At 66.5% G+C, this 462-nt stretch carries 1 protein-coding gene; it reads right to left on the reverse strand.

Annotation, left to right across the window (positions count from 1 at the left end):
- Positions 1 to 164: 164 nt before the first annotated feature.
- Positions 165 to 462: TauD/TfdA family dioxygenase (locus ACU8YC_RS27125; protein ID WP_446896276.1), on the reverse strand; the 298-nt coding region annotated here is incomplete at its 5' end.

Raw genomic sequence — 462 nt, forward strand, 5'->3', positions numbered from 1 at the left:
CACCGGGCAGGCCGAGCACAAGCGGCATGCGGGGCAACGACCTCGCCGGCATGGTCGAGGTCCGGGTCCACCGGCCCGGACCATGCCGGAACCGGACACTCTGCCGGGTCTCCAAACCCAGAACGCACAAGAGTGACGATGACGAGCAGAGTCGCTGCGCGCCTTCAATCCCCGATGATCAGAACGCTTCGCGCCGGCTTCATGTCGGCGCTCACTCCCACGAGAGCGAGCACCGACATGAAGCCGGCGCGCGCGCGCAGTTCGCCTTCCCTGAAGTACCCGCCGCGCAGCGTGCGAACGATGCCGGGCGCGCCGAAATCGCCTCGTCCGTGAAAGATCCGCCGGTTGTCCCAGACGACCATGTCGCCCTGCGTCCATGCATGCAGATACGAGCGTCTCGTCGCTGCGAGGGGCGCCTTGAACGCGTGGGACGCGGGACAGAACCTGTCCCGTAGAATCATT

It is taken from the genome of Citrobacter sp. VF227, assembly GCF_052950715.1.